Origin of the sequence: Mesorhizobium sp. M2A.F.Ca.ET.043.05.1.1, assembly GCF_003952445.1 — a bacterium.
Classification (GTDB): domain Bacteria; phylum Pseudomonadota; class Alphaproteobacteria; order Rhizobiales; family Rhizobiaceae; genus Mesorhizobium.
In genome coordinates this window covers 4,210,971-4,235,463 of the sequence record NZ_CP034446.1, presented here as the reverse complement: position 1 = coordinate 4,235,463, position 24,493 = coordinate 4,210,971, and the positions used below count along the sequence as shown (strand labels likewise).

The window sequence follows — 24,493 nt, the reverse complement described above, 5'->3', positions numbered from 1 at the left end:
GCGCGGGTTGGCGCCATCTATTGAATTTCCAAAGAACTGGAGAAGGATAATGACGGCACGCAACGGCGGCAGGCTGGCTGCGATCTGCGCCACGGCTGCACTGACGGCGGCGGTGTTCGTGTTGCCGGCGAAAGCCGGGACCGACGCGAAAGCGGTGATCAAGACCTATGCCGACATCGCTCTGGCCAAATACGAGGATTCGCTGACCACGGCGCAGACGCTGGACAAGGCTGTCGATGCGCTTATCGCCAGCCCCTCCGCCGATACGCTGAACGCCGCGCGCGAAGCCTGGAAGGCGGCGCGCATCCCTTACCAGCAGACCGAGGTCTATCGCTTCGGCAACAAGATCGTCGACGACTGGGAAGGCCGCGTGAATTCCTGGCCGCTGGATGAGGGCCTGATCGATTATGTCGCCAAGAGCTACGGCACCGAGTCGGACGAGAATGCGCTCTACACGGCCAACGTCATCGCCAACAAGGAAATCGAGATCAACGGCAAGAAGGTCGACGCCTCGAAGCTGACGCCGGAATTCCTGTCCGGCACGCTGCAGGAAGCCGGCGGCGTCGAGGCCAATGTCGCGACCGGCTATCACGCGATCGAATTCCTGCTCTGGGGCCAGGACCTGCACGGCACCGGTCCGGGCGCCGGCGAGCGGCCCTACACGGACTACGACCTCAAGAACTGCACGGGCGGCAATTGCGACCGCCGCGCCGAATATCTGAAGTCGGCGAGCGACCTTCTGGTGTCCGACCTGCAGGAGATGGTCAACAACTGGAAGGAAGACGGCGCCGCGCGCAAGAACCTCACTGACGGCGATGCGAATACCGGCATCTCCACCATCTTCACCGGCATGGGCTCGCTCTCCTACGGCGAACTGGCGGGCGAGCGCATGAAGCTTGGCCTTTTGCTGCACGATCCGGAGGAGGAGCACGACTGCTTCTCCGACAACACCTATAACTCGCATCTCTATGACGCGGTCGGCATCCGCGACGCCTACCATGCCAGCTACAAGCGGCTCGACGGTTCCGTGGTTTCGGGTCCGTCGGTGTCCGACATGGTGAAGGCCGCCGAATCGGCGATCGACAAGGAGTTGTCGGGCAAGCTCGACACCACCGTCGCCAAGATGGAGGCCATCAAGGCGCGCGCGTTGGCCGGCGAGGCCTACGACCAGCAGATCGCCGAGGGCAACACCGAAGGCAACGCCACCGTGCAGGCGGCGATCGACGCCCTGATCGACCAGACCAAGTCGATCGAGCGCGCCGTCGGCTCGCTCAAGCTGAACCAGATCGCCTTCGAGGGTTCGGACAGCCTCGACGCCCCGGACAAGGTGTTTAAGTAATCCCAAAAACTGGAAGCCGGTTTTTGGACAGGATCATGCACGACTAAGAAACCAGCCAAGCGGCGCCGGACCGGCGCCGTCAGCCAGAGCAAGTGAAATGCTGATCTGCCATTGCAACATCATCACCGAGAAGGAGATCGAGCGGACGATCATCGGCCTGCTGGATGAGGATCCTTGGCAGTTGATCGTGCCCGCGAAGGTCTATCACGCGATGCGCAAGCGCGGCCGCTGTTGCGGCTGTTTCCCAAATGTGGTGGAAACGATCATTCGGGTCACCGAGAACTACCACGCCCGCTCACAGGTGGGCGGCGTGGACATCGTTTCACACCTGGATCGCGTGCGAGGCTTGCGCGGCCAATACGGGAGCAGAACCCATGAAAGGCGAACCGCAGATCATCGAGCGGCTTAACGAAGCTCTGTTTCTGGAGCTTGGAGCCGTCAACCAGTACTGGGTGCATCACCGTCTGCTCGAGGATTGGGGCTACACCAAGCTGGCAAAGAAGGAGCGGGCGGAATCGATCGAGGAAATGCATCACGCCGACCGGCTGATCGCGCGCATCATCTTCCTCGAAGGCCATCCGAACCTGCAGTCCGTCGCGCCGCTGCGCATCGGCCAGAACGTCAAGGAAGTGCTCGAATCCGATCTGGCCGGCGAATATGACGCGCGCACCGCCTACAAGCGCTCGCGCGAGATCTGCCACGACGAAGGCGATTTCGTCTCAATGAAGCTGTTCGAGGACCTTTTGACCGACGAGGAAGGCCATATCGACTTCCTGGAAACGCAGCTCGACCTGCTCGCCTCGATCGGCGAGGAGAAGTACGGCCTGCTCAATGCCGACTCGGCCAACGAGGCGGAGTAAGGATATGCGGGAATGCGGCGCCCCGTAGACTTTTCGCGCCGCGCGCGGCGGGCCGCAATCGACGGCTTGCCGCTTCAGAAGAGCCCGCGATACCGGACCGGGCGCGGGGCGTCGCTTTTGCTGGCGATCATGCTTTCCGCACCCACGCTGGCCGGCGAGCCGGCCGCTCTGCCGACGAGCCGCACCGACCTGACTCCGAAGGACCAGGCGCGGGTTCTGGCCGTCACCAGGCCAACGACCGACTTCACCATGCCTGAGCCATTCGAGCTGATGCAAGGTGGCGCCGGCACGTCGCGCAAGGACGTCAACCGCGATGCCTTCTCGCAATCCTCAGCCAACATCACTTTCGAGGAAGAGGGCAATTTCAAGCTCGGCAATGCGCTTTTCCGCAAGAACTGGGTGTCGTCGCCGTCGTCGACCCAGGCTTCCGACGGTCTTGGCCCGCTGTTCAACGAGCGCGCCTGCCAGAACTGCCATTTGAAGGATGGCCGCGGCCGCCCGCCGCAAGGTGATGCCGGATCGACGTCAATGTTCCTCAGGCTCGCGCGCGACGCGAGCAGCGCCGAGGAAAAGGCCGCGCTCGCCGACCACAAGGTGCTGAACTTTTCGGACCCGGTCTATGGCGCGCAATTGCAGGATTTGGCAGTTCCGGGCCTCAAGAGCGAAGGCCGTGCGCGCGTCGAGTACTCCGAGGAAAAAGCAACACTCGGCGACGGCACCGTCGTTTCGCTGCGCAAGCCGCGTTATTCTGTCGAAAATCCCGGCTACGGTCCGCTCGATCCGCGCACCACGCTGTCGCCGCGCCTGACGCCGCCGATGATCGGGCTCGGCCTGATCGAGCAGATCGCGCCGGCCGATATCCTCGCTCATGCCGATCCGGACGATCGCGACGGCGACGGCATTTCGGGGCGGCCGAACATCGTGCGCGACGAGCTGAGCGGTGCGGTGACCCTGGGCCGCTTCGGCTGGAAGGCGCAGACCGCCTCGATCCGCCAGCAGGCGGCCGATGCTTTTGCCGGCGATATCGGCATCTCGACTCCGGAAATGCCGAAGCCTTGGGGCGACTGCACGGAGGCCGAGAAGGATTGCCTGGCCATGCCGAACGGCGTGCAGCAGCGGCTGGGCACGGCCGAAGCCCCGCCGCCGGTGATGGACCTCGTCACCTTCTATTCGCAGAATCTGGCCGTGCCGGCGCGGCGCGACATCGCCACACCGCAAGTGCTCGCCGGCAAAAAGCAGTTCTACGACATGGGCTGCATTTCCTGCCACACGCCAAAATTCGTCACCATACGCGGCACGCCAAACAAGGCGCAGGCCTTCCAGCTGATCTGGCCCTATTCCGACTTCCTGCTGCACGACATGGGCGAGGGCCTTGCGGACGGACAACGGGTTGGAGAAGCCACGGGGAGCGAGTGGCGCACGCCACCGCTCTGGGGTATTGGGCTCGCCGCGACAGTCAACGGCAATGCCTTTTATCTGCATGACGGCCGCGCCCGCACGCTTGCCGAGGCGATCCTGTGGCATGGCGGCGAGGGGCAGAAGGCCCGCGACCGCTTTGCCGGGGCGGCCGCGGCCGACCGTGAGGCGCTGATCAAATTCCTGGAGTCCCTCTGATGCTAAAACGCGTCGCTCTGATGTCGAAATGCCTGGTCCTTGTTCTTCCTTTCCTTCTGGCCGCCGCCTTGCCGGCATCGGCCGCGGTCAAGGCTTCCGACGTCATCGAGCGCGCGATCGACGGGTTCGTCCGCCCCGCCTATGCCAGCCTTGATGAGCATGCGGTAGGGCTGACCAAAGCGATGCAACAGCTTTGCGAAGCGCCGTCCGAAATCAATCTCGAAGCGGCGCGCTCGGCGTTTTCCGGCGCGGTCGAGGCCTGGTCTGTGGCCGAGATCATCGCCTTCGGGCCGATCAAGGAAAACAACCGGCTGGAGCGTATGCTCTATTGGCCGGACCGCAAGAGCATCGGCCTGAGACAAGTGCAGGCCACGCTCGCATCGAAGGTCCCGTCAGCCACCGATCCGGCGCAACTGGCGCAAAAGAGCGTCGCCATGCAGGGTCTCGGCGCGCTCGAATACGTGCTCTATGGCGACGGCGCCGAAACGCTTGCAGGGAAGGACGAGCCCTATCGTTGCGCCTATGGCGAGGCGGTCGCCGGCAACGTCGAAACCATGGCCGGCGAGGTGCGCGATGCCTGGCAAAAGCCCGACGGCTTCGCTTCGCTCTGGGCCAATCCCGGCCCGAAGAACCCGCTCTACCGCGACGGCAACGAAGCGGTGACGGAAATGGTCGGCGTCTTCATCAACGAGCTGGACATGATCCGCGATGTGCGGCTCAAGGGCTTCCTTGGAGCCAAGCCGGACGCCGACAAGCCGAAGCAGGCGATCTACTGGCGCTCGCGGAACACGGCGGCCTCGCTGGCCGGAAATCTCTCCGGCATCGACCAGCTATTCCAGGCTTCCAAGCTCGGCGATGCGCTGCCCGCCGATGCGCAATGGATGGCCGAGTCCATCCATATCCAGCTCACCAACGGCGTGACAACAGCGAAATCGATCCCCGGCCCGATCAACAAGGCGCTCGCCGACCCCGCGCTGCGCGACAAGCTCGAACATTTCGCGCTGATCACCTCGAGCCTGTCGACCTTGATCGGCACCAGGATGACCGCCGAGTTCGGCCTGACCGCGGGCTTCTCGTCGCTGGATGGGGACTGAGCATGGTCCCGACAGTGGCGCAGATTGTAGGGAATAGTTCCTGGCCAAGAGGCTTTGGTTGTTCGAACGCGTCTGCTTCGTGGAATCACTGTCTTTCGAAATTGGCTGAAGCGCTCCTCCCATCGTCATCCACGGGCGAAGCAAGGAGCGTAGCGACGCAGCGCAGACCCGAGGATCCATGCCGTGACTTTGAGGCGTTGCAACGGTGCAGAATTCTGCGCCGCTGCGCCCTTCGGCCAAGGTCACGGCATGGATCCTTGGGTCTCCGCGACGGAGCTGCGCTCCTGCTTCGCCCAAGGATGACGAAGTTCCGGAGGCTTCGGCCAACCTCCAACGTCTGCGATGATCCATCCCAGCGATCGGTAAGCGCCAAGCTTCGGCTGCACGCGATCGAAATTGCGGCGTCCTGGAGCAAGGCAATGCAGGGGGAGATCGTCCCGTGAGAACCGCCCTCATCGACCGCCGCGATTTCCTGCGGGCCGCGGGCGCTGGCTTCGCCGCCGCCATGGCGCCGCGCGCCTGGGCCGACGCCCTTGCGGCGGACGCCGTATTTGCCACGGCCTTCGTCAAACGCGACGGCAGTTTTGGCGCCGCCGTGCTCTCCGAGGCGGGGAAAATCCTGCACACTGTCGATCTGCCGGATCGCGGCCATGACGTCACTTTCGATCGGGTGTCGAAACGCTCGGTCGTTTTTGCCCGGCAGCCCGGCACTTTCGCGGTCGTCTTCGACCATGCCGGCCGCGACAAGCCCTTGACCATTGCCAGCATCGCCGGGCGGCATTTCTTCGGCCATGGCGTGTTCTCGCCCGACGGCGCGCTGCTCTATGCGACCGAAAACGATTTCGACAACGCGGCCGGTGTCGTCGGCGTATACGATGCGAAGTCCAAGTTCAGCCGCGTCGGCGAGTTCCCGACCTATGGCATGGGGCCGCATGAGCTGCTCCTGCTGGGCGACGGCCGCAACTTGGCTATCGCAAATGGCGGCATCGAAACCCATCCTGATTACGGCCGTGCCGAGCTCAACATCGCGACGATGAAGCCCTCCTATACGCTGGTCGACCGTGTGACCGGCGACCTGATCGAAAAGCACGAATTGCCGCCGGCGCTGCATCAGCTTTCGATCCGCCATATGGACCGCGACCAGGCGGGCACCGTGTGGTTCGGCTGCCAGTATCGCGGGCCGGCGACCGACCGCCCGGCGCTGGTCGGCCGCGCCGCGCGCGGCAAGGAACTCGAACTGGTGGAGATACCGCAGGACGTGCTCTCCGGCTTCCGCAATTACATTGGCTCGGTCGCCGCCAATGCCGCGACAGGCACCGTTGCCGTCACCTCGCCGGAGGGCAATTCGCTGGCCGTCCTCGATGCCGCCAGCGGACGCGTGGTCGCGACGCGGTCTCTGGTCGAGGTTTGCGGTCTTGCGCCTGACGGCAGCGGCTTCATGGCGACGACCGGCGCCGGCGAGATCGTCGGCGGCGCCGGCGCTATCCGTTCCGAGCCGGACTATGTCTGGGACAACCATATGCTCCGCATTGTCGCGACGGCGTGATCGCCGCGCCTGGAGTAATTTCGGGGGAAAGTGTGAGCGGTTTTCCGCCCGCATTTGCGTCAAAGCAAAGTGATAAAGCGTCTCGCCGTTTCCGTGAAACGGTGAAACGCTCTAGAAGCAAAGCCGCTTAACATTTCTCAGCCCTGGCCCTTGCGGCGGCGGCCCATGCCGGGCAGAGGGAATTGTGTTCGATCAGTTCGTTAGCCGGCCTATGAAGCTGCCCGTATGAAGTTGCTTGCCATCGACTGCGCCGCCAGTCTCTGCGCCGCCTGCGTCTATGACGCGGGCGCGGGGAAGGAGCTTGGCCGCGAGCTGCGCGATCTCGGCAAGGGGCATGCCGAGCATCTGATGGCCGTCATCGAGACCGCCTTGCAAGCCGGCAGCGTCGGCTACCCTGACCTGGACGCCGTTGCCGTCTCGATCGGCCCCGGCTCCTTCACCGGCCTGCGCGTCGGCGTCTCGACCGCGCGCGGCCTGGCGTTGGCGCTGAAAATCCCGGCGATCGGCGTGACGACGCTGGAAGCCTTGGCTGCCGAGGGCGCCAACACCTTTCCCGGGCGCGCGGTGCTTGCCGCGCTCGACGCCGGCCGCGAGGAAATCCATGCGGCGCTCTACGATAAAGCGTTAGCCGAAACTTACGGACCATCCGTAGCCACGCTTTCCGAGGCGGTGACAATGGCCGTCAATGCCGACGCTGTCCTTGTCGGCACCGCCGCGCCGCATATTGCCCAAGCGGCTGAGCGTCCTTTCGACACCGGTCCGGTCGCCGCCACCGCCGATATTGCGACCTATGCCAGGCTGGCCGCCGCCAAGGGACCCGGCGAGAAGCCGAAGCCGCTCTATCTGCGCGGCGCCGACGCCAAGCCGCAGGCGGGTTTCATTCTGCCAAGGCAGGACAAGGGAACCGAGCCCTGATGCGCATTCCGTTCTTTCAGCCGCGCCGCAGGGATTATGCGCTGGAACCGCTGACGGTCGCCGACAGCGCCGCTGTCTCGGTGCTGCATCGCGAGGATTTCGTGCGGCCCTGGACTGACGGCGAGTTTGCGGCACTCCTCGAACAGGACACGGTCTTCGGCTATGCGGCGCGGGAAACAGGTCAGGGCTCCAAGCCGCCGGTCGGCTTCGTGCTCGCCCGGCTCGCGGCCGGCGAGGGCGAGATCCTGACCGTGGCCGTCGCCCGCAGCCATCGCCGCCAGGGCCTTGGCTGGCAACTGATGGACGCGGTGCTGCGCGAGCTTCATGCGCAGCGCGCCGAAGCGCTCTTCCTCGAGGTCGACGAGACCAATTCGCCCGCGATCGGGCTCTACCGCAGGCTCGGCTTCATCCAGGTCGGTCATCGCCCGAACTATTACCGCTCGACCGAGCACGGCCCGACCGGCGCGCTTGTCATGCGCCGCGATCTTCGCTAGCCAGTCCGCGCGATACGGGCATGATCCCGAAAAGTGGGAACCGGTTATTGCTGCGCTGACCTCCGGTTCGGAAAACATCATGCTCCACAAAGAGTTAGATCAGGACGACGATTCAACGAAGCGTCATCCTGATCTAGGGCCGGAGCGAATGATCGAGAAATTGCGGATTTTCCTGGCGCTCTTCTATGTCGTCGTCTGTTCCCTGGTGCTGGTGCCGCTGCAGATCCTGTCGATGAAGACGGGGCTGTGGCCCGAAACTGTCATCCTGAAGACCTGGCACAGCATGATCCTGCGGGCGCTGGGCATGCGGGTGCATGTGACGGGCAGCTTGGCCAAAGACCGCCCTCTGTTGGTCGCGGCCAACCACATTTCCTGGACCGACATCATGGTGCTCGGCTCCTTCGTCGATGTGAAGTTCATCGCCCGGGCCGACATGGAAGGCTGGCCGCTCATCGGCATGCTGTCCAAGCTGCAGCGCACCGTCTTCATCGAGCGCGAGCGCAAGCGCACCTCCGGCGACCAGGCCAGCGAGATCGCCAAGAGGATGGCGAAAGGCGACGCCATGGTGCTGTTCGCCGAAGGCTCGACCGGCGACGGCAACCTGGTGCTGCCGTTCAAGAGCACGTTGTTCGGCGCGGCCTCGATGGCGATTTCGGAAGGCGCGGCGGAACAGGTCTTCATCCAGCCCGTGGCGATCGCCTATACGCGCCTGCACGGCATGCCGATGGGCCGCCGCCATCGGCCGATCACCGCCTGGATCGGCGACCAGGATCTGATGCCGCATCTCAAAACCCTGCTTGCCGAAGGCGCGATCGATGCCGAGGTGCATTTCGGCCAGCCGGTGCCGTTCTCCAAGGGTTCGAACCGCAAGGAAACGGCGAGGCTGATGGAAGCCAAGGTGCGCGAGATGATGCAAGGCATCCTCGCCGACCCGGCCAAGAGCCGGTGAAGTCGAGGCGCACGACGGGCCACAAGGCAGAATCGTCTGTTTTTTGTCACGGAAAGGCGCTAGAAGCCGCCCGATGGAACTGAACACGATTGAAAGCCATGGCATCGGCGCTGCCGCCGAGCGCTCGGCCGCCACTGACCGCACGGCGAAAAAGGTCTTCGTCAAGACCTATGGCTGCCAGATGAACGTCTACGATTCCCAGCGCATGACCGATGCGCTGGCCGCCGACGGCTATGTCGCCACCGACGCCGTCGAGGAGGCCGATCTGGTGCTGCTCAACACCTGCCATATCCGCGAGAAGGCGGCTGAGAAGGTCTATTCGGAGCTTGGCCGCATCCGTGACATGAAGGCCGAGCGCGCCGGGGCCGGCCGTGAATTGCTGATCGGTGTCGCCGGCTGCGTGGCGCAGGCCGAAGGTGCGGAAATCATCCGTCGCGCGCCGGCGGTCGACCTGGTCATAGGCCCGCAGACCTATCACCGGCTGCCGGACGTGCTGGCGCGGGTTCGCGGCGGCGAGAAGATCGTCGAGACCGAATACGCCATCGAGGACAAGTTCGAGCACCTGCCGCAGCCGAAGCGCGCCGAATTGGCAAAGCGCGGCGTCACCGCCTTCCTCACGGTGCAGGAAGGCTGCGACAAGTTCTGCACCTTCTGCGTGGTGCCCTATACCCGCGGCTCCGAGGTCTCGCGCCCGGTGGCGCAGATCGTCGCCGAGGCCGAGCGGCTGGCCGAGGCCGGCGTGCGCGAGGTGACGCTGCTCGGCCAGAACGTCAATGCCTGGCATGGCGTTGGCGAGAATGGCGAGGAATGGGGTCTCGGCCGCCTGCTGTTCCGGCTTGCGGAAATCCCCGGACTGGCGCGGCTGCGCTACACAACCAGCCACCCGCGCGACATGGACGACGAATTGATCGCCGCACATCGTGACCTGCCCGCCTTGATGCCCTATCTGCATTTACCGGTGCAGTCGGGCTCCGATCGGATTTTGAAGGCGATGAACCGCAGGCACACGGCACGCGACTATCTGGCGCTCATCGAACGCATTCGCGCCGCCCGTCCCGACATCGCCATGTCGGGCGATTTCATCGTCGGCTTCCCCGGCGAGACGGACGAGGATTTCGAGGCGACGCTGAAACTGGTGCGCGAAGTGGGCTACGCCTCGGCCTTCACCTTCAAATATTCCCCACGTCCTGGCACGCCGGGCGCCGAGATGGACGGTCATCTTTCCGAAACCGCGAAGGACGAACGGCTGCAGCGCCTGCAGGCGCTGATCAACGATCAGCAGCAGAATTTCATAGCCAGCGTGGTCGGCCGCACCGTCAGCACGCTGATCGAGAAGCCAGGGCGCCGCCCCGGTCAGATTCTTGGCCGCTCGCCATGGCTGAACCCGGTGATTGTTGACGACAAGGCCGGTGGAATCGGTGACATTATCGATGTGCGAATCACGAAGACAGGCCCCAACAGCCTGTTCGCCGAGTTGGCCTAGCCACAAGCCTCGGCAGATGAGGAGAGACGGTTGAGCGCTGCCGAACTGAAGAATCCGCCCCAGAACCAGGCGTCCGGGGCTTCCGACATGGCGCACATCGTACTGACCTTCGACAACAACAAGCTTGCCAGCGCCCTCTACGGCCAGTTCGACGAGAACCTGGCGCGGCTCGAGCAGAAGCTGGGCGTGGATATCCGCTCGCGCGGCAACCAGCTTGCAATCAAGGGGTCGGCTTCGGCCGCCGAACAGGCGCGCCGCGCGCTGGATACGCTCTATGGCATCCTGCAGAAGGGCGTCGACATCGGCCAGTCGGACGTCGACGGCGCCGTGCGCATGGCGATTGCCGCCGACGACCAGCTGACGCTGCCCACCATGGAGCGCAAGGGCAAGGTTTCGGCCGCCCAGATCTCGACGCGCAAGAAGACGATCTACGCCCGTTCGCTGACGCAGGACGCCTATATGCGGGCGCTGGAGCGCTCCGAAATGGTCTTCGGGATCGGCCCGGCAGGTACCGGCAAGACCTACCTGGCGGTCGCGCATGCGGCGATGCTCTTGGAGCGCGGCATGGTCGAACGCATCGTGCTGTCGCGCCCCGCGGTCGAGGCCGGCGAGCGGCTGGGCTTCCTGCCCGGCGACATGAAGGAGAAGGTGGACCCCTATCTGCGGCCGCTCTACGACGCGCTCTACGACATGATGCCGGCCGACAAGGTCGAGCGGGCGATCGCGGCCGAAGTGATCGAGATCGCGCCTCTGGCCTTCATGCGCGGCCGCACGCTGGCGCATGCGGCTGTAATCCTTGACGAGGCGCAGAACACCACGCAGATGCAGATGAAGATGTTCTTGACCCGTCTCGGCGAGAACTCGCGCATGATCGTCACCGGCGATCCGACCCAGATCGACCTGCCGCCCAACACCAAGTCGGGGCTGGTCGAGGCGCTGCGCATCCTCGACGGCGTGCCTGGCATCGTCACCGTCCGCTTCAACGAAGGCGACGTGGTGCGCCACCCGCTGGTTGCCGAGATCGTCAAGGCCTATGACCGCGACGGCAAGCTGGCGCGGGGCCTGGGCGCCGAAAGCTGATCAAAAGGCTATATGGCTGACAATCCAGCATCCAGCGGCGAGACGCCGGTCGATATCGATATTTTCGTCGAGGCCGGCGATTGGCCTGCCGAAGTCGAGCTGACGCGCCTGGTCGACCGCGCCGTTGCGGCCGCCTTTGCCGAAACCGGGGCGACCGGCGTCTCCGAGCTCAGCGTCGTCTTTTCCGACGATGCTCACATCCGGACGCTCAACGCCGAATGGCGCGGCAAGGACAAGCCCACCAACGTCTTGTCTTTTCCGGCTTTTCCGTTTCCGAAAGGCGGCAAGCTGCCGCCGATGCTGGGCGACATCGTGCTGGCTTCCGAAACGGTGGCGAGCGAGGCCGCACTCGAAGACAAGCCGCTTGAGAACCATATCACCCATCTCGTCATCCATGGCCTGCTGCACTTGCTGGGTCATGATCACGAGACCGACGCCGAGGCAGAGGAGATGGAAGCGATCGAGCGCGCCGCGCTTGCGAGGCTTGCCATTCCCGATCCCTACGCGTAACAAAAAAGCTCAATTGACCTGATGGCGATGAACGACACACCAGAAACTGCCGCCCGCCCGGACGCCGGCAGTGCTGCCAAGCCTTCCGAAAAAACGGAAGAGGGCTCGAGTCCGAGTATTCCCACCGGCAGCGCGGCCGCTGAGCCGACGCATGCCGGTCCTTCGCTCTTCGACCGCGTGCTCGGCCTGTTCCGGCACCGCAACGGCACCAGCCTGCGCGAGGAGATCGCCGGCGCGCTCGCCGAAACGACGACCGATGCGGAATCCTTCTCGCCCGGCGAACGCGCCATGCTCAACAACATCCTGCGCCTGCGCGAAGTGCGGGTCGAGGACGTCATGGTGCCGCGCGCCGATATTGAGGCGGTCGAGATCAACACCACGCTTGGCGACCTGCTCGGCCTTTTCGAGCAGTCCGGCCATTCGCGCATGCCGGTCTATTCCGAGACGTTGGACGATCCGCGCGGCATGGTCCACATTCGCGATGTGCTCGCCCACATCACCAAGGTCGCCCGCGTCAAGAAGGGCCGCACCAGGGCGAAGGCGCCGGTGACGACGGCGCTCGACCTTGCGCAGGTCGATCTCGCGCGCACCATCGGCGAGCTCAATCTGATCCGCCAGGTGCTGTTCGTGCCGCCTTCGATGCTGGCCTCCGACCTCATGGGCCGCATGCAGACGACGCGCACGCAGATGGCCCTGGTCATCGACGAATATGGCGGCACCGACGGCCTCGCCTCGCTGGAAGACATCGTCGAGATGGTGGTCGGCGACATCGAGGACGAGCATGACGACGACGAGCCGATGATCACGCAGACCGGCGACGGCGTCTTCGTCGTCGACGGCAAGGCCGAGATCGACGAGGTCGCCAAGATGATCGGCGAGGATTTCGCCGCCGGCGAGCATGGCGAATATGTCGACACGATCGGCGGCATGATCTTCAACACGCTCGGCCGGGTCCCGGCCAGGGGCGAAGTCGTGCAGGCCATTCCCGGCTTCGAGTTCCACGTGCTCGACGCCGACCCGCGCCGCGTCAAGCGCGTGCGCATCGTGCAGAGCCTGAAGGGCGAGCGGCAGCGTCGCCGCGCCGCCCGCACCGAACAGGCCTGATCCCCTGGAGCAATTCCAGGAAAGTGCGCAGCGGTTTTCCGTCCGGAATTGCGTAAAAAAGAACGTGGAGCGGCATGCCGACCGACGATCCATTCCACCATGCGGTCCTGGGCTCAGGCGTTTTCTATCGCGATCCGCGCGCGGCTTTGTCCTTTCTGCAGGCGGCCTTTGGTTTTGAGCCGAGCATGCTGGTGAGCGATCCCGACGGTCGGCTCGTGCATGCCGAAATGCGCTTCGGCGACGGCTATATCATCGTCGATTCCGAATGGGATGAGCGTATCGCCAGTCCCGTCTCTGTCGGCGGCAAGAACACGCAAGCCGTCTATGTCCGTCTGCAGCAGGATATCGACGCTCATTGCGAGAAAGCGCGCGCGGCAGGCGCGGAGATCGTCGAGGAGCCCGCGGATCATTTCTACGGCGAGCGCCAATATCGCGCCCGCGACCCCGAAGGCCATATCTGGACATTCACCCGAACCGTACGCGTCGTGTCGAAAGACGAGGCCGAGCGACTGACCGGCCTGCGGATCGAGGGCTGGCACAGATAGCGCTAAGGTGTATCAGGCGCCGCTTATCTGGGTTTGGATCGCGCGGCTCGGCCTGTTAAACCTCTAACTCCCTGATTCGCGCGACTTGGGAAGCTGGATGCAGCGCTTTGCCGGCCGGATAATTCTGCTGTGGGGGTGGCGGCGGGCGCTGGTGGCCTTTGCCGCCGGAGCGCTGGCGGTGCTTGCCCAGGCGCCTTACGATTTCTTCGCCGTCTGCTTCGTCTCGTTCCCGGTTCTGGTCTGGCTGCTCGACGGCGCCACCGGCGAGGCTTCCGATGGCTGGTTCAGGCGCCTGCGGCCGGCTTTCGCCACCGGCTGGTGGTTCGGCTTCGGCTACTTCCTCGCCGGTCTCTGGTGGATCGGCCAGGCATTGCTGGTCGAGGCCGACAGCTTCGCCTGGGCCTTGCCCTTCGCCGTTGTTGGCATCCCCTTTGCGCTCGCCTTCTTCTATGGCTTCGCCACCGTGGTGGCGCGCGTGTTGTGGAGCAGCGACATCGGCCGCATCGCCGCCCTTGCCTTCGGCTTTGGCCTTGCCGAATGGCTGCGCGATTTCCTCTTCACCGGCTTTCCCTGGAATGCCGTCGGCTATGCGGCGATGCCGGTGCCGCTGCTGATGCAGAGCGTGTCGGTGACCGGCATGATCGGCATGAACGCGCTCGCGGTTTTCGTGTTTTCGCTGCCTGCGCTGGTTGCGGCACGCCGGCATCTGAGGCTGGGTCTTGCCCTGTTCGTCATCCTCGTCGCCAGCCATGTCGGCTTCGGCTACGCCCGGCTCGCGGCCCCGGTCGAGCCGGCCCGCTCGATCGACGTTCGCATCGTTCAGCCGTCGGTCGATCTCAGCGAAAAGTGGGACGCCTCGGTGCGCGACCGCATCTTCGCGACTTTACTGGGCATGTCGGGGAAAGCGCCGGAAGAAGGCCATGCCAAGCCGCAGCTTATCCTGTGGCCGGAAACATCGGTGCCCTTCCTGTTCACCGAGCGTCCGGACGCGCTCACGGCTCTGGGCGACATGCTGGCCGACGGCCAGATGCTGATTGCCGGCGTCGTGCGCGAGGAGGGCGGATCGGCGAGTGCCGGCAGCCGCTATTACAATTCCGTGGTGGCGATCAACGACAAAGGCGAGATCGTCGATGCCGTCGACAAGGTGCATCTGGTGCCCTTCGGCGAATACCTGCCCTTCGCCGATCTTTTCCAACGCTTCGGCATAGGCCAGCTCGTTGCCGGACCGATGAATTTCGCCGCCGGCAACGAGCGGCATCCGATCAGTCTGCCGGGCGGCCTGCGTGCCGCGCCGTTCATCTGCTACGAGGTGATCTTTCCCGATCTCGTCGCCGCCGACGCCGCGTCATCTGACGTGATCGTGAACGTCACCAACGACGCCTGGTTTGGTGACACGCCAGGCCCGTATCAGCATTTCAGGCAGGCGCAGATTCGCGCGGTGGAGAACGGATTGCCGCTGCTGCGCGCGGCCAACAACGGCATCTCCGCAATTGTCGATTCGCGCGGGCGCATCATCGATGCGCTTGCCGTCAACGCGCGCGGCGCCATCGACGCGCATGTGCCGGTTTCTGGGCGCGCCCTCCTGTCCCCCGAACAGCGGCATTTTAACGGATTGCTGATCATGTTCCTGTTTGCGCTGATGGCCTTCACATTGAATGTAAGGCAGCGGCTACGGGTGAATTGACAGTCGGCACATTAGAAACTCATACTGTAACGCCTAAAATTTTTCGAAGTCGGTTGGAGGGTTCTGTTGGGGCAGGTGGCTCCGGCTTCATATGGGCGGAACAAAATAGAAAAAGCCGGAAAAATTCGGCGAGGAAAAAATGACAGAAGAGAATAAGAAGAAGCCGAATCCGATCGACATTCATGTCGGGAGTCGCATCCGGCTGCGTCGCAATATGCTTGGAATGAGCCAGGAAAAGCTGGGTGAAAATCTCGGCATCACCTTTCAGCAGATCCAGAAGTATGAGAAGGGCACGAACAGGGTTGGCGCCAGCCGTCTGCAGGCGATCGCCTCCATCCTGAGCGTTCCCGTCGCCTTCTTTTTCGAGGATGCCCCGGGCGAGGAGACCGGTGGCGGCAATCGGGGATTTGCCGAAGACTCCTCGATGGCCTTCGCCATCGAATTCTGCGGCAGTCCCGAAGGGCTTCAGCTCAACCGGGCTTTCGTCAAGATCGGCGACGTCAAGGTGCGCCGCCGCATCATCGATCTGGTGAAGGCGCTCTCCGCCGAGGACGCCGATTGATTTTTACCTATGCCGCCGGCGGCGCCCCGCCGCTGGTGGCATAGCCGGCCTTGCCTACATTCATGCCAGATCCGTCGCGCCGCTTGACGAGCGGCGCCCGGCACCGCTAACACGTGGCGCGCCAAAAATCGGCAACCTGCCGATTTTTTTTCAAGAGGGGACACCCGTGACGCGGCAGAATTATCTCTTCACCTCGGAATCCGTCTCCGAGGGTCATCCCGACAAAGTTTGTGACCGCATCTCCGACGAAATCGTCGATCTGGTCTATCGCGAAGCCAAGAAGACAGGCATGGATCCGTGGAAGGTCCGCGTCGCCTGCGAAACGCTGGCCACCACCAACCGCGTCGTCATCGCCGGCGAGGTCCGCGTCCCCGACACGCTTTTGAAGAAGGACAAGGCCGGCAACGTCCTCAAGGATGCGTCCGGCCACCCCGTGGTCAACCCGGCCAAGTTCAAGTCGGTCGCCCGCAAGGCTATCAGAGAGATCGGCTACGAGCAGTCCGGCTTCCACTGGAAGACCGCCAAGATCGACGTGCTGCTGCACGGCCAGTCGCCCGACATCGGCCAGGGCGTCGACAACGCCGCCGACCGCCAGGGCGAGGAAGGTGCCGGCGACCAGGGCATCATGTTCGGTTACGCCTGCCGCGAGACGCCCGACCTGATGCCGGCGCCGATCTATTACAGCCACAAGATCCTCGAATTGCTTGCCGCCGCGCGCCATGAAGGCAATGGCGAGGCCGGCAAGCTCGGCCCGGACGCCAAGAGCCAGGTCACCGTGCGCTATGCCGACGGCAAGGCGGCGGAAGTTACGCAGATCGTGCTATCCACCCAGCATCTCGATGCCAGCTGGGACTCCAAGAAGGTCCGCAAGGTCGTCGAGCCCTATATCCGCGAGGCGCTTGGCGACCTGAAGATCGCCGAGGACTGCAACTGGTACATCAACCCGACCGGCAAGTTCGTCATCGGCGGGCCTGACGGCGATGCCGGCCTCACCGGCCGCAAGATCATCGTCGACACCTATGGCGGCGCGGCACCGCACGGTGGCGGCGCCTTCTCGGGCAAGGACACCACCAAGGTCGACCGTTCGGCGGCCTATGCGGCGCGCTACCTCGCCAAGAACGTGGTGGCGGCCAAGCTTGCCGATCGCTGCACCATCCAGCTCTCCTACGCCATCGGCGTCGCCCAGCCGCTGTCGGTCTATGTCGACCTGCACGGCACCGGCAAGGTCGATGAATCGAAGCTCGAGGAGGCGCTGCGCAAGGTGATGGACCTGTCGCCGTCGGGCATCCGCCGTCATCTCGACCTCAACAAGCCGATCTACGCAAAAACCTCGTCCTACGGCCATTTCGGCCGCAAGGCCGGTCGCGACGGTTCCTTCTCCTGGGAGAAGACCGATCTCGCCAAGGCGCTCAAGGACGCCGTCGCCGCCTGACGCCAGCGAACGCAAAGGACAGGCCGAGCCGTGCGACCGAAGGATTCTTCGGCCGCCGGCACGGCAAGACCATACGCCCGCAGCAGGCCATCGCCCTCGAAAGCGGCCTGCGCGAATACCGGCTCGACCTGACGGCGCAAGCGCCGGCTGACCTCAGCACCTTGTTCAAGGCTGAGGTTTCGGCGCTGCAGCTGGAAATCGGCTTTGGCGGCGGCGAGCATCTCCTGCACCGCGCCAAGGAAGCGCCGGAGACCGGCTTCATCGGCGTTGAGCCCTTCGTCAACGGCATGGCCAAGATGATGACGGCGCTTGCCAAGGCGCCGCTTGGCAATCTCAGGGTCTATGACGACGACGCCACGCGCCTGCTCGACTGGCTGCCGTCGGCCTCGCTCGACGGCATCGACCTGCTCTATCCCGATCCGTGGCCGAAGAAGAGACACTGGAAGCGCCGCTTCGTTGGTGCCGCCAATCTCGGCCGCTTCGCCCGCGTCCTGAAGCCGGGCGGCAGGTTCCGCTTCGCCTCCGATATCGACAGCTATGTGAACTGGACGCTGCTTGCCTGCCGCGCTCACGGCGCCTTCGCATGGCAGGCCGAAGACGCTGCCGGCTGGCACCAGCCCTATGAAGGTTGGCCCGGCACGCGTTACGAGGCCAAGGCCATGCGCGAAGGACGGCGGCCGGCTTATCTGACCTTTATCCGGAAATGAGTAGCCGATCTCTGTATTGCATTTAGCGCTACAGCCCGCTATATTGCCCAACAAGGAGACAGCTATGACGGCCACGGTCGAACGCAAGGAATATCCGATCTCGATGCGCCTGCCGGAAGCGGACGTGGCGATGATCGATCGCGCCGCCAGTCTGCGGGGCCGGTCGCGCACGGATTTCGTGCGCGATGCCGCCGTGCGCGCGGCCGAGGATGTGCTGATGGACAACCGTCTTGTCCGCATGAGCCCGGAAGGATTCGCGGAGTTCATGGAGGTCCTGTCAGTTCCGGCTGCTCCGGTTCCCGACATGGCGGAACTGGCAAAGCGGCCCGCTCCGTGGGAAGCCGGTTACACGACGAAGCGTTGACCCGTGGCCTTATCGGCTCCCGAGTCGCTTACCGCAATTCACGACGTGTCTGGATTTTCCTGTGGGAAGCCTGCGCTTGATCACTGGCTGAAAAGCCGTGCGCTCTCCAATCAGGAGAAGGGTTTCACGGCCGTTCTGGTTGTCCACGAAGCCGGCCGAGTGGTCGGATATTATGGGTTGGCGCCGACGGCCGTCGTGCCGTCGATCCTGCGTCGGTCGATCCGTACGGGGCAACCGCCCGATCCGGTGCCGTGCCTCCTTCTCGGCCAGCTTGCGACCGACGTCGAATGGGCCGGGCGCGGCATCGGCACGGGCTTGGTGAAGCATGCCCTTCAGCGTTGTGTTCAAGCGGCGGACCTGATCGGCGGGCGCGCGCTGATGGTAAATGCAGTCGATGCGGAAGCGGCGCAATTCTGGCAACGGCGGGGATTTCTCCCGACGAAGGACGATTCGCTTATCCTGTTTCGTTCGATCGCGGCAATCGCCGCGTCGCTCGTGGAGGCCCAAAGATAAGGTGAGGCGACCGCCGTGTCTGAAGGCTTGAAACACCGGCGGCAATCGTCTATATCAGCCTCAAATTCTTGGTCGGTATGACGAAGAGTGGGTCCACCCGGTCCCGCTCTTTTTTATTACCTGCCGGCCGGAAGCCAAAAGCGACAGGGATCCGATGACTGCAGCGGCAAGCGAGGCCGACGACCGTATCATCCGCGAAAGCGGCATCGACGCGCGCATTGCGCTGATCGTGCAGCCGGTGCTCAAGGCCATCGGCTTTCGCCTCGTGCGGGTGCAGTTGACCGGTCAGAACGGGCTGACGCTGCAGATCATGGCCGAGCGCGAGGACGGCACGATGACCGTCGAGGATTGCGAAGAGGTCAGCCGCGCGGTGTCGCCGGCCCTCGATGTCGAGGATCCGATCGAAAAGGCGTATCATCTCGAAGTGTCCTCGCCGGGTATAGACCGGCCGCTGGTGCGCAAGACGGATTTCACCACCTGGACCGGTCACCTGGTCAAGCTGGAGACGTCCGTCCTCGTCGGCGATCGCAAGCGCTTCAAGGGCAAGATCGCCGGGGCCGACGCCGATGGCATCCTTATCGAGCGCGACAAGGCGGCCTATGGCGAGGAGCCGACGGTGCGCGTGCCTTATGACGCGATCGCCGAGGCCCGGCTGGTGCTGACCGACGATCTCATCCGCGATGCCCTGTCGAAGGACAACCGGGCGCGCAAGGAAGCCAGGAAACGCCGCGGCGAAGCGGAAGACGCCGCCGAGGAAAACGAAACCGAACAGAAAAGTTGATAGCGCCGCCGGGCCGCGTGTCCGAGGCGAAATCGGGAGAAAGACAATGGTTGTAAGCGCCAACAGGCTTGAACTGCTGCAGATCGCCGATGCGGTCGCGCGTGAAAAGTCGATCGACAAGTCGATCGTCATCGCCGCCATGGCCGATGCGATCCAGAAGGCGGCGCGCTCGCGCTACGGCCAGGAGACCAACATCCGCGCCGACATCAACCCGAATACCGGTGAGATGAAGCTGCAGCGGCTGATGGAAGTGGTCGATAAGGTCGAGGACTACGCCACGCAGATCGCGCTTTCCACGGCGCGCGAGCGCAACCCCGACGCCCAGCTCGGCGACTTCATCGCCGAGCAGCTGCCGCCGATGGATTTCGGCCGTATCGCCGCCCAGTCGGCCAAGCAGGTCATCGTGCAGAAGGTGCGCGAGGCCGAACGCGATCGCCAGTATGACGAATACAAGGATCGCATCGGCGAGATCGTCAACGGCACCGTCAAGCGCGTCGAATACGGCAACGTCATCGTCGATCTCGGCCGCGGCGAGGCGATCATCCGCCGCGACGAGCTGATCCCGCGCGAGAACTATAAGTATGGCGACCGCGTCCGCGCCTATGTCTACGACGTGCGCCGCGAGCAGCGCGGCCCGCAGATCTTCCTGTCGCGCACCCATCCGCAGTTCATGGCCAAGCTCTTCACAATGGAAGTGCCGGAAATCTACGACGGCATCATCGAGATCAAGTCGGTCGCCCGCGACCCCGGCTCGCGCGCCAAGATCGCCGTCATCTCGCGCGATTCCTCGATCGATCCGGTCGGTGCCTGCGTCGGTATGCGCGGCAGCCGCGTCCAGGCGGTGGTCGGCGAATTGCAGGGCGAGAAGATCGACATCATCCCGTGGTCGCCTTCGGCCGCATCCTTCATCGTCAACGCGCTGCAGCCGGCCGAGGTCGCCAAGGTGGTGCTCGACGAGGACGCCGAGCGCATCGAGGTGGTGGTGCCGGACGACCAGCTGTCGCTGGCCATCGGCCGCCGCGGCCAGAACGTGCGCCTGGCCTCGCAGCTCACCGGCTGGGACATCGACATCCTGACCGAGCAGGAAGAGAGCGAGCGCCGCCAGAAGGAATTCGTCGAGCGTTCGGCGCTGTTCATGGAAGCCCTCGACGTCGACGAGATGGTCGGCCAGGTGCTTGCCTCGGAAGGCTTCACCAGCGTCGAGGAAGTCGCCTATGTTGATTCGGGCGAAATCTCCTCCATCGACGGCTTCGACGAGGACACCGCTTCGGAAATCCAGACCCGCGCCCGCGAATATCTGGAGAAGATCGAGGCCGAGCATGACGAAAAGCGCAAGGCGCTGGGCGTCAAGGACGAGCTGCGCGAGATCCCCGGCGTCACCACCGCCATGATGGTGACGCTTGGCGAGGACGGCGTGAAGACGATCGAGGATTTCGCCGGCTATGCCGCCGACGACCTGATCGGCTGGAAAGAGCGCAAGGACGGCGAGACCAAGGTCTATCCGGGCGTTTTGGCCTCTCATGGCGTCTCGCGCGCCGAGGCCGAGCAGATGGTGCTCGCCGCCCGCAGGCAGGCCGGCTGGATCACCGAGGAAGAACTCGCCGCCGAAGAGGCAGCAACCGGCGAAACCGTCGGTGCGTGAGGTGACCACCAATCGCAAAGCCCGTGGACGAGATGAACGATCGCACTTGCATCGTTACGCGCAGGCAGGCCGAAGCGGATGAACTGATCCGCTTCGTCGTCGGCCCGGATTCGGCCGTCGTTCCGGACATCAAGAGAAATCTGCCCGGCCGCGGTTGCTGGGTCACCGCCGATCGCCTACATATCGAGAAGGCAGCGGCGAAGAACCTGTTTGCCCGCGCATTCAAGGCGCAGGTGACCGTTCCGTCCGATCTCGGCGGCATGGTCGACGGGCTGCTCTCCAGATACGCTCTGGGTATGCTTGGCCTTGCCCGCAAGGCGGGCGCCGTCGTTCTTGGCGCCGCCAAGGTCGAGGGTGCTGTGCGCGACGGGCAGGCGTCGCTCGTTCTGCATGCGGCGGAGGCGTCGGACGACGGTGTCCGCAAGATCAGTCAGGCGCGGCGGGCGACCGTCCATCTCGGCGGTTCCGCCATCCTTGCCTACAAACTTTTCTCCGAGGCCGAGTTGAGCTTGGCATTGGGGGGTACAAATGTGATACATGCTGCCGTCCTCGCGCAGGATGCGGGACTGGCGGTTGAGAAGCGCGTTGTTGCGCTCGACCGATATCGGGGCGGTACCCCGAACGATCTGGCAATGCTTGCGGCCGTTGCCGACGAAGATGATGCCGCAGAGGATATGGAATGAACGATACGAAATCGGGCGACGACAAGACGTTGAGCGTTACGCCGAAGAAGACCTTGACGCTGAAGCGCCCCGGCCTCGAGCAGGGCACCGTGCGCCAGAATTTCTCGCATGGGCGCACCAAGTCGGTCGTCGTAGAGACCAAGAAGCGCAAGTTCTCGCTGCCTGGCGACAAGCCGGAGCCGGTGGCGCCGTCCGTGTTCACGCCGAAGCCCGCCGCGCCCGCTCCTGTCGCCGCCGCGCCTGTCGTGCAGGAAGCGCCGAAGGCGCCGCCTCCGCCGCCGGAACGTTCGGGCATGGTCCTGAACGAGCTGTCACGCGGCGAGATGGAAGCGCGCCGCAGGGCGTTGGAAGGCTCCAAGGCCCGCGAGGCCGAGGATCGCCAGCGCGCTCAGGAGGATGCCAAGCGCCGCGCCGAGGAAGAGGAACGCCGCAAGCGCGAGCGCGACGAATCCGCGCGCCGTCAGGCCGAGGAGGAAGCGCGCCTGCAGGCCGAGGCCGAGTCGCGGCGTCGTGCCGAGGAAGAGGCTCGCCGTCGCGCGCCGCAGGCAGCCGATGTCGCTACGGCCGATGACGAAGAAGAGGCCAAGCCGAGGCGCACAGGTGCCGGCGGTGGCGCAGGCGCCGGTGCGCCTGCCCGGCGCCTTGCAACGCCGGAAGTGGCGCGGCCCGCCAAACCGACCAAGGGCGAGGAAGATCGCCGCCGCGGCAAGCTGACGCTGAACACCGCGCTGTCGGACGAAGATGCGCGCGGCCGTTCGCTGTCGTCAATGCGCCGCCGCCAGGAAAAATTCAAACGCGCGATGCACAATGAGCCGCGCGAGAAAGTCATGCGCGAAGTGATCCTGCCCGAAACCATCACCATCCAGGAACTGGCGCAGCGCATGTCCGAGCGCGCCGTGGATGTGGTCAAGTACTTCATGAAGCAGGGCCAGATCCTGAAGCCGGGCGACGTCATCGACGCCGACACGGCCGAGCTGGTCGCTTCCGAATTTGGCCATACGGTCCGCCGCGTTGCGGAGTCCGACATCGAGGAAGGCCTGTTCAACATCGCCGACCGTCCCGAGGACCTGGTGTCGCGTCCGCCGGTCGTGACCATCATGGGCCATGTCGACCACGGCAAGACCTCGCTGCTCGACGCCATCCGCAACGCCAATGTCGTCTCCGGCGAGGCCGGCGGCATCACCCAGCATATCGGCGCTTACCAGATCGAGAAGAACGGTCAGAAGATCACCTTCATCGACACGCCCGGCCACGCCGCCTTCACGGCCATGCGCGCCCGCGGCGCCCAGGTCACCGACATCGCCGTGCTGGTGGTGGCGGCGGACGACAGCGTGATGCCGCAGACGATCGAATCGATCAACCACGCCAAGGCGGCCGGCGTGCCGATCATCGTGGCGATCAACAAGATCGACAAGCGCGACGCCGATCCGCAGAAGGTGCGGACCGAGCTGCTGCGCCACGAGGTGTTCGTGGAATCGATGGGCGGCGAGGTGCTGGACGTCGAGGTTTCGGCGACCAAGGGCACCAATCTCGACAAGCTGCTCGAAGCGATCCTGCTGCAGGCCGAAGTTCTCGACCTCAAGGCCAATCCTGACCGCACCGCCGAAGGCGCGGTGATCGAAGCCAAGCTCGACAAGGGCCGTGGTCCGGTCGCCACCGTTCTGGTGCAGACCGGCACGCTGATGCCGGGCGACATCATTGTCGCCGGCAACGAGTGGGGCCGTGTGCGCGCGCTTGTCGACGACCGCGGCGAGCACGTGCCGGAAGCGCCGCCGGCGATGCCGGTCGAGGTGCTTGGCCTGCAGGGCACTCCGCAGGCCGGCGACCGCTTCGCCGTCGTCAACAACGAGGCTCGCGCCCGCGAGATCACCGAATACCGTCAGCGCCTGGCGCGCGACAAGGCTGTGGCCAAGCATGCCGGCCAGCGCGGCTCGCTTGAACAGATGATGTCGCAGTTGCAGACGAGCGGGCTGAAGGAATTCCCGCTGGTCATCAAGGGCGACGTGCAGGGCTCCATCGAGGCGATCAACGCCGCTCTCGAAAAGCTCGGCAACGACGAGGTCAGGGTGCGGATCGTCCATTCGGGCGCCGGCGGCATCACCGAAAGCGACGTCTCGCTGGCCGAGACATCGGGTGCCGCGATCATCGGCTTCAACGTCCGCGCCAACGCGCAGGCGCGCACCGCGGCAGCGGCCGCGGGCATCGAGATCCGCTACTACTCGATCATCTACAACCTCGTCGACGACGTGAAGGCGGCCCTTTCCGGCATGCTTTCGCCGGAGCGGCGCGAGACCTTCATCGGCAATGCCGAGATCCTCGAGATCTTCGACATCTCCAAGGTCGGCAAGATCGCCGGCTGCCGCGTCACCGAAGGCAAGGTCGAGCGTGGTGCGGGCGTGCGCCTGATCCGCGACAACGTCGTCGTCCACGAAGGCACGTTGAAGACGCTCAAGCGCTTCAAGGACGAGGTTTCGGAAGTGCCGGGCGGCCAGGAATGCGGCATGGCCTTCCAGAACTACGAGGACATGCGCGTCGGCGACGTCATCGAGTGCTTCCGCGTCGAGATGGTGAGCAGGACGCTCTAATTCGGGT

Annotated in this window: 24 protein-coding genes; all 24 read left to right on the top strand. The window is 64.4% G+C overall.

Annotated features, from left to right (window positions below; all coding sequences use genetic code 11):
* Positions 1-49 precede the first annotated feature (49 nt).
* The 24 genes from EJ069_RS20570 to infB all read left to right on the top strand — a co-directional run bounded on the left by EJ069_RS20570 (position 50) and on the right by infB (position 24,486).
* Entirely contained in the window at positions 50-1,339 is a 1,290-nt protein-coding gene (locus EJ069_RS20570) for an imelysin family protein (protein ID WP_126062863.1), read from the top strand.
* Between the two features lie 97 nt (positions 1,340-1,436).
* Positions 1,437-1,748: a (2Fe-2S)-binding protein gene (locus EJ069_RS20565; RefSeq protein WP_126062862.1), complete on the top strand. Its 312-nt coding sequence runs from the start codon at positions 1,437-1,439 to the stop codon at positions 1,746-1,748.
* Positions 1,714-2,199, top strand: coding sequence for a bacterioferritin (gene bfr, locus EJ069_RS20560; RefSeq protein WP_126062861.1), 486 nt, complete (start codon positions 1,714-1,716; stop codon positions 2,197-2,199). The genes EJ069_RS20565 and bfr overlap by 35 nt, the downstream gene beginning before the upstream one ends.
* A gap of 12 nt (positions 2,200-2,211) precedes the next feature.
* Positions 2,212-3,813, top strand: a complete 1,602-nt coding sequence (locus tag EJ069_RS20555; RefSeq protein WP_126062860.1) for a di-heme oxidoredictase family protein — start codon at positions 2,212-2,214, stop codon at positions 3,811-3,813.
* The gene (locus tag EJ069_RS20550) at positions 3,813-4,907 is read left to right on the top strand and encodes an imelysin family protein (RefSeq protein ID WP_189475908.1); all 1,095 of its coding nucleotides are present in this window, start codon (positions 3,813-3,815) and stop codon (positions 4,905-4,907) included. Before EJ069_RS20555 ends, EJ069_RS20550 begins: the two co-directional genes overlap by 1 nt.
* Positions 4,908-5,346: 439 nt before the next feature.
* Entirely contained in the window at positions 5,347-6,453 is a 1,107-nt protein-coding gene (locus EJ069_RS20545) for a DUF1513 domain-containing protein (RefSeq protein ID WP_126062859.1), read from the top strand.
* A 225-nt stretch (positions 6,454-6,678) separates the two neighbouring features.
* Positions 6,679-7,368 carry a tRNA (adenosine(37)-N6)-threonylcarbamoyltransferase complex dimerization subunit type 1 TsaB gene (gene tsaB / locus EJ069_RS20540; RefSeq protein WP_126062858.1) on the top strand — a complete coding sequence of 230 codons (690 nt, stop codon included), beginning with the start codon at positions 6,679-6,681 and terminating at the stop codon, positions 7,366-7,368.
* Entirely contained in the window at positions 7,368-7,862 is a 495-nt protein-coding gene (locus EJ069_RS20535) for an N-acetyltransferase (protein WP_126062857.1), read from the top strand. The genes tsaB and EJ069_RS20535 overlap by 1 nt, the downstream gene beginning before the upstream one ends.
* Positions 7,863-8,010: 148 nt before the next feature.
* The gene (locus EJ069_RS20530) at positions 8,011-8,811 is read left to right on the top strand and encodes a lysophospholipid acyltransferase family protein (RefSeq protein WP_126062856.1); all 801 of its coding nucleotides are present in this window, start codon (positions 8,011-8,013) and stop codon (positions 8,809-8,811) included.
* Between the two features lie 73 nt (positions 8,812-8,884).
* Entirely contained in the window at positions 8,885-10,294 is a 1,410-nt protein-coding gene (gene miaB, locus EJ069_RS20525; protein ID WP_126062855.1) for a tRNA (N6-isopentenyl adenosine(37)-C2)-methylthiotransferase MiaB, read from the top strand.
* An 87-nt stretch (positions 10,295-10,381) separates the two neighbouring features.
* On the top strand, positions 10,382-11,374 hold the full coding sequence (locus tag EJ069_RS20520) for a PhoH family protein (protein ID WP_245431563.1): 993 nt from the start codon (positions 10,382-10,384) through the stop codon (positions 11,372-11,374).
* Positions 11,375-11,386: 12 nt separating this feature from the next.
* Positions 11,387-11,884: an rRNA maturation RNase YbeY gene (gene ybeY / locus EJ069_RS20515; RefSeq protein WP_126062854.1), complete on the top strand. Its 498-nt coding sequence runs from the start codon at positions 11,387-11,389 to the stop codon at positions 11,882-11,884.
* Positions 11,885-11,911: 27 nt separating this feature from the next.
* Positions 11,912-12,988 (top strand): hemolysin family protein, encoded by a 1,077-nt coding sequence (locus tag EJ069_RS20510; protein WP_126062853.1) that lies wholly within the window; start codon positions 11,912-11,914, stop codon positions 12,986-12,988.
* Positions 12,989-13,062: 74 nt separating this feature from the next.
* Positions 13,063-13,533, top strand: coding sequence for a VOC family protein (locus EJ069_RS20505; RefSeq protein WP_126062852.1), 471 nt, complete (start codon positions 13,063-13,065; stop codon positions 13,531-13,533).
* A 97-nt stretch (positions 13,534-13,630) separates the two neighbouring features.
* The gene (gene lnt, locus EJ069_RS20500; protein WP_126062851.1) at positions 13,631-15,217 is read left to right on the top strand and encodes an apolipoprotein N-acyltransferase; all 1,587 of its coding nucleotides are present in this window, start codon (positions 13,631-13,633) and stop codon (positions 15,215-15,217) included.
* A 139-nt stretch (positions 15,218-15,356) separates the two neighbouring features.
* Positions 15,357-15,779, top strand: coding sequence for a helix-turn-helix transcriptional regulator (locus tag EJ069_RS20495; protein WP_095819313.1), 423 nt, complete (start codon positions 15,357-15,359; stop codon positions 15,777-15,779).
* Positions 15,780-15,945: 166 nt separating this feature from the next.
* The gene (metK, locus tag EJ069_RS20490; RefSeq protein ID WP_126062850.1) at positions 15,946-17,211 is read left to right on the top strand and encodes a methionine adenosyltransferase; all 1,266 of its coding nucleotides are present in this window, start codon (positions 15,946-15,948) and stop codon (positions 17,209-17,211) included.
* Positions 17,208-17,918 carry a tRNA (guanosine(46)-N(7))-methyltransferase TrmB gene (locus EJ069_RS20485; protein WP_126062849.1) on the top strand — a complete coding sequence of 237 codons (711 nt, stop codon included), beginning with the start codon at positions 17,208-17,210 and terminating at the stop codon, positions 17,916-17,918. Before metK ends, EJ069_RS20485 begins: the two co-directional genes overlap by 4 nt.
* Before the next feature lie 64 nt (positions 17,919-17,982).
* Complete coding sequence (locus EJ069_RS20480; protein WP_126062848.1) at positions 17,983-18,282, top strand: DUF1778 domain-containing protein; 300 nt, start codon at positions 17,983-17,985, stop codon at positions 18,280-18,282.
* 3 nt (positions 18,283-18,285) lie between these two features.
* A complete protein-coding gene (locus EJ069_RS20475; protein WP_126062847.1) occupies positions 18,286-18,795 on the top strand; it encodes a GNAT family N-acetyltransferase in 510 nt (169 codons plus the stop codon).
* A gap of 154 nt (positions 18,796-18,949) precedes the next feature.
* Positions 18,950-19,576, top strand: a complete 627-nt coding sequence (gene rimP, locus EJ069_RS20470) for a ribosome maturation factor RimP (RefSeq protein ID WP_126062846.1) — start codon at positions 18,950-18,952, stop codon at positions 19,574-19,576.
* 46 nt (positions 19,577-19,622) lie between these two features.
* Positions 19,623-21,218 carry a transcription termination factor NusA gene (gene nusA / locus EJ069_RS20465; protein ID WP_126062845.1) on the top strand — a complete coding sequence of 532 codons (1,596 nt, stop codon included), beginning with the start codon at positions 19,623-19,625 and terminating at the stop codon, positions 21,216-21,218.
* A 32-nt stretch (positions 21,219-21,250) separates the two neighbouring features.
* A complete protein-coding gene (locus EJ069_RS20460; RefSeq protein ID WP_126064824.1) occupies positions 21,251-21,901 on the top strand; it encodes an RNA-binding protein in 651 nt (216 codons plus the stop codon).
* Positions 21,898-24,486, top strand: coding sequence for a translation initiation factor IF-2 (gene infB, locus EJ069_RS20455; RefSeq protein WP_126062844.1), 2,589 nt, complete (start codon positions 21,898-21,900; stop codon positions 24,484-24,486). The genes EJ069_RS20460 and infB overlap by 4 nt, the downstream gene beginning before the upstream one ends.
* Positions 24,487-24,493: the final 7 nt, after the last annotated feature.

Coding starts and splice junctions, on each gene's coding strand:
- EJ069_RS20570 (WP_126062863.1), top strand. CDS start 50: ATGACGGCACGCAACGGCGGCAGGCTGGCTGCGATCTGCGCCACGGCT.
- EJ069_RS20565 (WP_126062862.1), top strand. CDS start 1,437: ATGCTGATCTGCCATTGCAACATCATCACCGAGAAGGAGATCGAGCGG.
- bfr (WP_126062861.1), top strand. CDS start 1,714: ATGAAAGGCGAACCGCAGATCATCGAGCGGCTTAACGAAGCTCTGTTT.
- EJ069_RS20555 (WP_126062860.1), top strand. CDS start 2,212: ATGCGGCGCCCCGTAGACTTTTCGCGCCGCGCGCGGCGGGCCGCAATC.
- EJ069_RS20550 (WP_189475908.1), top strand. CDS start 3,813: ATGCTAAAACGCGTCGCTCTGATGTCGAAATGCCTGGTCCTTGTTCTT.
- tsaB (WP_126062858.1), top strand. CDS start 6,679: ATGAAGTTGCTTGCCATCGACTGCGCCGCCAGTCTCTGCGCCGCCTGC.
- EJ069_RS20535 (WP_126062857.1), top strand. CDS start 7,368: ATGCGCATTCCGTTCTTTCAGCCGCGCCGCAGGGATTATGCGCTGGAA.
- EJ069_RS20530 (WP_126062856.1), top strand. CDS start 8,011: ATGATCGAGAAATTGCGGATTTTCCTGGCGCTCTTCTATGTCGTCGTC.
- miaB (WP_126062855.1), top strand. CDS start 8,885: ATGGAACTGAACACGATTGAAAGCCATGGCATCGGCGCTGCCGCCGAG.
- EJ069_RS20520 (WP_245431563.1), top strand. CDS start 10,382: ATGGCGCACATCGTACTGACCTTCGACAACAACAAGCTTGCCAGCGCC.
- ybeY (WP_126062854.1), top strand. CDS start 11,387: ATGGCTGACAATCCAGCATCCAGCGGCGAGACGCCGGTCGATATCGAT.
- EJ069_RS20510 (WP_126062853.1), top strand. CDS start 11,912: ATGAACGACACACCAGAAACTGCCGCCCGCCCGGACGCCGGCAGTGCT.
- EJ069_RS20505 (WP_126062852.1), top strand. CDS start 13,063: ATGCCGACCGACGATCCATTCCACCATGCGGTCCTGGGCTCAGGCGTT.
- lnt (WP_126062851.1), top strand. CDS start 13,631: ATGCAGCGCTTTGCCGGCCGGATAATTCTGCTGTGGGGGTGGCGGCGG.
- EJ069_RS20495 (WP_095819313.1), top strand. CDS start 15,357: ATGACAGAAGAGAATAAGAAGAAGCCGAATCCGATCGACATTCATGTC.
- EJ069_RS20480 (WP_126062848.1), top strand. CDS start 17,983: ATGACGGCCACGGTCGAACGCAAGGAATATCCGATCTCGATGCGCCTG.
- rimP (WP_126062846.1), top strand. CDS start 18,950: ATGACTGCAGCGGCAAGCGAGGCCGACGACCGTATCATCCGCGAAAGC.
- nusA (WP_126062845.1), top strand. CDS start 19,623: ATGGTTGTAAGCGCCAACAGGCTTGAACTGCTGCAGATCGCCGATGCG.
- EJ069_RS20460 (WP_126064824.1), top strand. CDS start 21,251: ATGAACGATCGCACTTGCATCGTTACGCGCAGGCAGGCCGAAGCGGAT.
- infB (WP_126062844.1), top strand. CDS start 21,898: ATGAACGATACGAAATCGGGCGACGACAAGACGTTGAGCGTTACGCCG.